This window comes from Cereibacter changlensis JA139, assembly GCF_003034985.1.
Lineage (GTDB): Bacteria > Pseudomonadota > Alphaproteobacteria > Rhodobacterales > Rhodobacteraceae > Cereibacter > Cereibacter changlensis.
The window spans coordinates 1-7,897 of sequence record NZ_PZKG01000157.1 but is presented as its reverse complement, the minus strand read 5'-3'; the positions used below and the strand labels follow the sequence as shown (position 1 = coordinate 7,897).

5 protein-coding genes are annotated in these 7,897 nt (G+C 71.0%); 4 read left to right on the top strand and 1 reads right to left on the bottom strand.

The genetic code is table 11. From position 1 onward, the window contains the following. The 3 genes from C5F48_RS20180 to C5F48_RS20170 all read left to right on the top strand — a co-directional run. Positions 1-812, top strand: an 812-nt coding sequence (locus C5F48_RS20180; RefSeq protein ID WP_107665588.1) for a DUF58 domain-containing protein, incomplete at its 5' end; no start/stop codon positions are given. Beyond that, positions 812-3,568 (top strand): DUF4159 domain-containing protein, encoded by a 2,757-nt coding sequence (locus tag C5F48_RS20175; protein ID WP_107665587.1) that lies wholly within the window; start codon positions 812-814, stop codon positions 3,566-3,568. The genes C5F48_RS20180 and C5F48_RS20175, both read left to right, overlap by 1 nt. Further along, positions 3,565-5,637, top strand: a complete 2,073-nt coding sequence (locus tag C5F48_RS20170) for a hypothetical protein (protein WP_107665586.1) — start codon at positions 3,565-3,567, stop codon at positions 5,635-5,637. Before C5F48_RS20175 ends, C5F48_RS20170 begins: the two co-directional genes overlap by 4 nt. A gap of 3 nt (positions 5,638-5,640) precedes the next feature. On the opposite strand, the gene C5F48_RS20165 is transcribed toward C5F48_RS20170, so the two are convergent. Beyond that, complete coding sequence (locus tag C5F48_RS20165) at positions 5,641-6,345, bottom strand: DUF599 domain-containing protein (RefSeq protein WP_107665585.1); 705 nt, start codon at positions 6,343-6,345, stop codon at positions 5,641-5,643. 84 nt (positions 6,346-6,429) lie between these two features. On the opposite strand from C5F48_RS20165, the gene C5F48_RS20160 reads away from it, so the two are divergent. Then, positions 6,430-7,863 (top strand): FAD-linked oxidase C-terminal domain-containing protein, encoded by a 1,434-nt coding sequence (locus C5F48_RS20160; protein WP_107665584.1) that lies wholly within the window; start codon positions 6,430-6,432, stop codon positions 7,861-7,863. Positions 7,864-7,897 lie beyond the last annotated feature (34 nt).

Here is a 7,897-nt window from a genome sequence, read left to right as displayed (position 1 = left end):
TTCTGGCTTCTGCCGAACATCTGGCGGCGACGGTGATCCTCGGCGATCACGGCCGTCGCCGTGCCGGGATGGGCGACGAGTTCTGGCAATACCGCCCCGCCCACAGCGGCGATTCCGCGCGGATGATCGACTGGCGGCGCTCTGCCCGCTCCGACGCGCATTTCGTGCGCGAGCGCGAGTGGCAGGCGGCGCAGACCGTGCTGCTCTGGGTCGACGCGGGCCGCTCGATGAGCTTCACTGGCGACCGGGGCCGCGCGCCGAAATCCGACCGGGCGCAGCTGCTGGCGCTGGCCGTCTCGGTCCTGCTGCTGCGCGGCGGCGAGCGTGTCGGCCTGACGGGCGAGACCGCGCCGCCTCGCTCCGGCCGCAGCCAGCTTCTGCGCATCGCGGACGCGCTGACCGAGGATCACCCGGGCGACTATGCCGCCCCCGAGGCCTCGGGGCTGGTGTCGCATGGGCGGATGGTGCTGATCTCGGATTTCCTCGGTGACATGGCCGGGGTGGAGCGGGCGATGGCCCGGGCCGCCGACAAGTCGATGCGCGGCACGCTGTTGCAGGTGCTTGATCCGGCGGAGGAGGAGTTTCCCTTCGACGGGCGCACGATCTTCGAATCGATGGGCGGCAGCCTGCGCCACGAGACGATGCGGGCGAGCGACCTGCGCAGCCGCTATCTCGACCGTCTGGCCGAGCGCAAGGCGCGGCTCGACACGCTGGCCCGCGCCTCGGGCTGGCACTATCACTGCCACCACACCGGCCAATCGGCGCAACCGGCGCTGCTCTGGCTCTACCGGGCGCTGGAGCGCGGCGCCTGATGTGGATGATCGGTCCCCTCGGCTTCACCGCGCCCCTGCTGCTCTTGGGCCTGATCGCGCTGCCGATCCTGTGGCTCTTGCTGCGCGCCGTGCCGCCCGCGCCGATCCGCCGCCGCTTCCCCGGCGTGGCGCTGCTGCTGGGGCTGGCCGACGAGGAGACCGAGACCGACAAGACGCCGTGGTGGCTGCTGCTGTTGCGCATGGCGGCGGTGGCAGCTGCGATCATTGCCTTCGCCGGGCCGGTTCTGAACCCGCAGCAGCGCGAGCCGGGCAGCGGGCCGCTTCTGGTGCTGCTCGACGCCGGATGGGCCGATGCCCGCGACTGGCCGCGCCGGATCGACCGGGCCTCGGCACTGGTCGAGGATGCCGGCCGCGAAGGCCGCGCCGTGGCGGTGATCCGCCTGACCGACGCGCCCGAGCCCCCCGCCTTCCAGGGTGCCGATGCCTGGGCGGGTCGGATCGCCGGGCTGGAGCCGCAGGCCTGGGGCCCGAGCGACCTCGCAGGCTGGGCCGCGGCGCTGCCCGAGGGCACCTTCGACAGCTTTTGGCTTTCCGACGGGCTCGAGCATCCGGGGCGCGAGACGCTCTTGGCGGCGCTGGAGGGGCGAGGCAACCTGACCGTGTTCGAGAGCCCGCGCCCGGTGCTGGCGCTGAAACCCGCAGGCTTTGCCGATGGCGCGGTGCAGGTCTCGGCGCTGCGCCTGCCCGCCGCCGATCCGGTCAGCACCGAGGTCTCGGCCCGCGGTCTCGACCCTGCGGGGATCGAACGCGAGCTGGCGCGGGTGACGCTCGACTTCGCCGCGGGCGAGGCCGAGGCGCAGACCGCGCTGTCGCTGCCGCCCGAGCTGCGCAACCGGATCTCGCGCTTCGAGATCGCCGGCGTGCGCTCTGCCGGCGCCGTCAGCCTGACCGACGACAGCCTGAAGCGTCGCAAGGTGGCGCTGATCGCGGGCCGCGACGACCGCGAGGGGCTGCAGCTTCTGTCCCCCACCCACTATCTGCGGCAGGCGCTGGAGCCGGTGGCCGATCTGATCGACGGCTCGCTGGAAGACGTGCTGCTGGCCAGCCCCGATGTGATCGTGCTGGCCGATGTGGCGCGGCTGACGCAGGTGGAGCAGGACGGCATCCTCGACTGGCTCGACGAGGGCGGGCTCTTGCTGCGCTTCGCCGGGCCGCGTCTGGCCTCCAGCGATGTCAGCCGGATGAACGAGGACCCGCTGATGCCGGTGCGCCTGCGCGAAGGCGGGCGGACCGTCGGCGGCGCGATGAGCTGGGGCGAGCCGAAGACGCTGGCACCCTTCCCCGAAGGCTCGCCCTTCCACGGCCTGCCGGTCCCGGCGGAGGTTTCGATCTCGGCGCAGGTGCTGGCCCAGCCCGACCCCGATCTCGCGGCGCGCACCATCGCGGCACTGGCCGACGGAACGCCCTTGGTGACGCGCAAGCCGGTGGGCGAGGGGCAGGTGGTGCTGGTGCATGTGACGGCGAATGCCGAATGGTCGACGCTGCCGCTTTCCGGCCTCTTCGTGCAGATGCTGGAGCGGCTCGCCGTCTCCACCCGCCCCGCCGCGCCGGAAGCCGCCGATCTGGAAGGCCAGATCTGGGTGCCCGAGGTGGTGCTCGACGGTTTCGGCGTGCCGCAGGATGCGGGCGAGGTCGCGGGGGTCGAGGGTGCGGTGCTGGCGGCGGGCCTGCCCGGCCCGGCGCTGCCGCCCGGTCTCTATGCCGGGACCGACCGCCGCGTGGCGCTGAACGTGATCCGGCCGGAGACGGTGCTGACAGCCGCAACCTGGCCGGAGCGGATCGTGGTCGAGGGGCTGGAGACTGCGCGCGAACAGGCGCTGAAGGGCAGCTTCCTCGCTGCGGCGCTGGGGCTGCTGATGCTCGACATCATCGCCGCACTCGCCGTTTCGGGCCGTCTTGGCAGCCGCGTCGGCGTGGTGCGCGGCGCGGTGGTGCTGCTGGCGCTGGCTCTGGTGCCGCGCGCCGAGGCGCAGGAGACCGACACCTTCGCCATGGAGGCGACCGGCGCGGTGCGGCTGGCCTATGTGATGACCGACGACAGCCGGGCCAACGACATCTCGGAGGCCGGGCTGCGCGGGCTGGGGCAGACGCTGTCGCAGCGCACCTCGGTGGAGCCGGGCGAGCCGATGGGCGTCGATCTGGAGACGGACGAGCTCGCCTTCTTCCCCTTCCTCTACTGGCCGGTGACCGCCGACCAGCCGATGCCCTCTTCCGCCGCCTACAGCAAGCTGAACGACTATCTGCGCACCGGCGGGCTGATCCTGTTCGACACCCGCGACGGCGATCTGGCCGGGCTCGGCAGCGCCACGCCCGAGGGGCGGCGGCTGCAGATGCTGGCCGCGCCGCTCGACATCCCGCCGCTGGAGGTGATCCCGCAGGACCATGTGCTGACCCGCACCTTCTATCTCTTGCAGGATTTCCCCGGCCGCTACACCTCGCCCACGCTCTGGGTCGAGGCCGCGCCGCCGGATGCCGAACAGGCCGAGGGCATGCCGTTCCGCAATCTGAACGACGGGGTGACGCCGGTGGTGATCGGCGGCAACGACTGGGCTTCGGCCTGGGCGGTGACGGCGCAGGGCGGGCCGGAGTTCCCGGTCGGGCGCGGCTATGCGGGTGAGCGGCAGCGCGAGATCGCCTATCGCTTCGGGGTCAATCTCATCATGCATGTGCTGACCGGCAATTACAAATCCGATCAGGTCCATGTTCCGGCCCTGCTGGAAAGGCTGGGGCAATGAACGGCACCGTGGTTTTCGATCCCTTCCTGCCCTGGCCGGTGCTTTACGCGCTGGGCGCGGTGGCTCTGGTCATGCTGGGTCTCGCCATCTGGCGCGGCCTCTCCGGCTGGTGGCTCCGCGGCCTGTCGCTGGCGGTGCTGCTGCTGGCGCTGGCGAACCCGGCCCTGCAGGAGGAAGACCGCGCGCCGCTGTCCGACATCGTGATCGCCGTGGTCGATGAAAGCGCGAGCCAGCGTATCGGCGATCGCCCGGCGCAGACGGCCGAGGCCTTGGCGGCGGTGGGGGCCGAGGTTGCGGCGCTGGAGAACACCGAGCTGCGTGTCGTTCGCCTTGCCGATGCGCCGGAGGATGGCGGCACGCAGCTGATGACCGCGCTTTCCGAGGCGCTGGCCGAAGAGCCGCGCGCCCGGGTGGCGGGGGCGATCCTGATCACCGATGGGCAGGCGCATGACGTGCCGCTGGCGCCGCAGATGCCCGCGCCGCTGCATGTGCTGCTCACCGGAAAGGAAAGCGACTGGGACCGCCGTCTGGTGGTCAAGAACGCCCCGGCCTTCGCCATTCTGGGCGAGCCCTTCACCCTGACGCTGCGGGTCGAGGATCAGGGCGCGGTTCCGGCCTCGGCGGGGCTGACGGCGGATCTGTCGATCTCGGTCGATGGCGGCGAGCCGCAGAGCTACCGCGTGCCGGTGGGCGAGGATCTCGACCTGCCGGTGACCCTGCCGCATGGCGGGATGAACGTGCTGCAGTTCCAGGTGGCCGGCGTCGAGGGCGAGATCACCGACCGCAACAATGCCGCCGTGGTGCAGATCAACGGCGTGCGCGACCGGCTGCGCGTGCTGCTGGTCTCGGGCGAGCCGCATGCGGGCGAACGGGTCTGGCGCAACCTGCTGAAATCCGACGCCTCGGTCGACCTCGTGCATTTCACCATCCTGCGCCCGCCGGAAAAGCAGGACGGCATCCCGGTGTCGGAACTGTCGCTGATCGCCTTCCCGACGCGCGAGCTTTTCGTCGAGAAGATCGACGAATTCGACCTGATCATCTTCGACCGCTACCGGCTGAGGGGGATCCTGCCGACCTCCTATCTTGAGAATGTGCGCGACTACGTGAAGAACGGCGGCACCGTGCTGGTGGCGGCGGGGCCGGAGTTCGGCACCGCCGACAGTCTCTGGCGCTCGCCCTTGGCCGAGATCCTGCCGGTGGAGGCGACGAGCCGGGTGATCGAAGGCGGTTTCACCCCCACGCTCACCGATCTGGGCCGCCGTCATCCGGTGACCGAGGGGCTGGAGGAGCTGGCGCCGGAAGGCGGCTGGGGCCGCTGGTTCCGCCAGACCGAGCTTGCCGCCCGCGGCGGGCAGGTGGTTATGACCGGGGCGGGCGATCGACCGCTGCTGGTGCTCGACCGCGTGGAGGAGGGCCGCGTGGCGGTGCTCGCCTCGGACCATATCTGGCTCTGGGGCCGCGGCTACGAGGGCGGCGGGCCGCAGCTGGAGCTGCTCAGGCGGCTGGCGCATTGGATGATGAAGGAGCCGGATCTGGAGGAGGAGGCCCTGACTGCGACTGCCGAGGGCCAGCGGCTGACCATCACCCGCCGCACCATCGGCGAGGCGCCCGGCGAGGTGACGATCACCGCGCCTGACGGATCGGAGACCAGCCTGCCGATGCCCGAGGCCGGGCCGGGCCGCTATGCCGTCGAATGGGACGCGCCCGAAATGGGGCTCTACCGGCTGGAGCAGGGCGACCAGCAGGCGGTGATCGCCATCGGCCCCGCCGCGCCGAAGGAATTCGAGGAGACCATCGCCAGCGCCGACCGGCTGCGCCCGGTGCTGGAGGCCACGGGCGGCGGCGTGCTGCGGCTGGAAGAGGGCGCGCCGGACGTGCGGTCGGTGCGCGCGGGCCGCGTCGCCGCGGGCCGCGGCTGGATCGGCATCACCCCGCGCGACGCCTATCTGACGCAGGACATCCGCGTCGCCGCCCTGCTGCCGGGCTGGCTCTATCTGGCCTTGGCCGCGCTTCTGATGTTGGGGGCCTGGCTGCGCGAGGGCCGCTTCACCCGGCGCGCCCGGGCCTGAGGCTCAGCGCCGACCGGGGTCGCGCCCCATGATGACCTCGCGCGAGGCCGAGGCGAACTCGGCCCGCAGGATCACGCCGATGGTGGCCAGCGTGGTCAGCATCAGCGCCAGCCCGCCCAGCAGCCAGCCGAGCGCCGCCATGGCGAAGAACACCGCCCGCAGCCCGCGGTTGAAGCTGCGCGCCGCGGTGATGTTGATCCCCGCCGCCTGCGCCGCCCGCGGATAGGCCTCGGGATCGTCGGGATCGTTCGGCACCGCAGCCATCAGGATCTCGCAATAGCCGAACAGCCGATGTGCCCAGACGAACTTCAGGAAGGCCGCGCCGACGAAGAACAGCACCAGCAGCACCTTCAGCTCCAGCATGCTTGTGCCGGCGGGCAGGGTGAGATCGCTCGCCAGACCGTGCAGCCGCTCGGGATTGCCGATCAGCGCCGCGCCGCCGCCGATGGCGATCATGCAGGCCGAGGCGAAGAAGGCCGTGCCCTGCCGCAGGCTGTTCACCACCGCCGCATCGAAGAGCCGCGGGTTGCGCAGCACGAATTCCTGCATCCAGCTCCGCCGGAACGCCACCATCAGCGTCGTCACCGAGGGGCGCGACGCCGGCGGATGCTCGACGATCCAGCCGGTCCCGGCCCAGGCAAGGAACAGGAGGCCGACGGCGGCGTAGTCGAGCGTGCTGGGCAGGGAAAGGAGCGGGATCAGTGTCATGACCAGAGCTATAGACCCTGCGAAGATTCCTTGCCAGCCTGCGTGATTGGTTATATTACTTTACCACCTTGGAGGGGGCCGCTCATGGACATGCCGACGCCGAACCCCGCGGTCCTTGCCCGCAAGGCCCGCATCGTCGAACGCCTGCTGGGCGTGCTGCCCAAGGATGCGGTGATCCACGAGGAGGCCGAGACCCGCGCCTATGAATGCGATGCGCTGACCGCCTATCGCTGCCCGCCGTTGGCCGCCGTGCTGCCGCGGACGACCGCGGAGGTTTCGGCCGTGCTGCGCATCTGCCATGCCGAGGGCGTGCCGGTGGTGCCGCGCGGCTCGGGCACCTCGCTGGCCGGAGGCGCGCTGCCGACGGCGGATTGCGTGATCCTCGGCGTGGCGCGAATGAACCGGGTGCTGGAGACCGATTACGACAACCGCTTCATCCGGGTGCAGTCGGGGCGCACCAACCTCAGCGTCACCGGCGCGGTGGAGGCCGACGGCTTCTTCTATGCGCCCGACCCGTCGAGCCAGCTCGCCTGCGCCATCGCCGGCAATATCGCGATGAACTCGGGCGGGGCGCATTGCCTGAAATACGGCGTCACCACCAACAACCTGCTGGGCGTCACGCTGGTGCAGATGGATGGCACCGTGCTGGAGATCGGCGGCGCGCATCTGGACCCGGAGGGGCTGGACCTTCTGGGGGTGATCTGCGGCTCGGAGGGGCAGCTGGGCGTGGTGACCGAAGCCACGCTGCGCATCCTGCCCAAGCCCGAGGGCGCGCGCCCCGTGCTGATCGCCTTCGACAGCAACGAGGTGGCCGGGGCCTGCGTCTCCGACATCATCAAGGCGGGCGTGCTGCCGGTGGCGATCGAGTTCATGGACCGCCCCTGCATCCGCGCCTGCGAGGCCTTTGCCCATGCCGGCTACCCCGACTGCGAGGCGCTGCTGATCATCGAGGTCGAGGGCGCGCCCGCCGAGATCGACGCGCAGCTGGCGCTGATCGCCGGGATCGCCCGGCGCCACAATCCGGTGGAGATCCGCGAGAGCCGCAGCGAGGAGGAGGCGAAGAAAATCTGGCTCGGGCGCAAATCGGCCTTCGGGGCGATGGGGCAGATCAACGACTACATGTGTCTCGACGGCACCATCCCCGTGACCGAACTGCCGCATGTGCTGCGCCGCATCGGCGAGCTCTCCGCCGAGGCGGGGCTCGAGGTGGCCAACGTGTTCCACGCCGGCGATGGCAACATGCATCCGCTGATCCTGTTCGACGCCAACAAGCCCGGCGACCTGCAGCGCTGCGAGGCGCTGGGGGCCGAGATCCTGAAGCTCTGCGTCGAGGTCGGCGGCTGTCTGACCGGCGAACATGGCGTGGGGATCGAGAAACGCGACCTGATGACGGTGCAGTTCACCGATGCCGATCTGGAGGCGCAGCTGCGGGTGAAGGATGTGTTCGACCCGGCGTGGCTGTTGAACCCGGCCAAGGTGTTTCCGTTGCGCGTGACCGAGGGGCGGCGCGCGGGTTGAGAGCGCCGGGGGTTTTGCACCCCCCAGCGCGGCC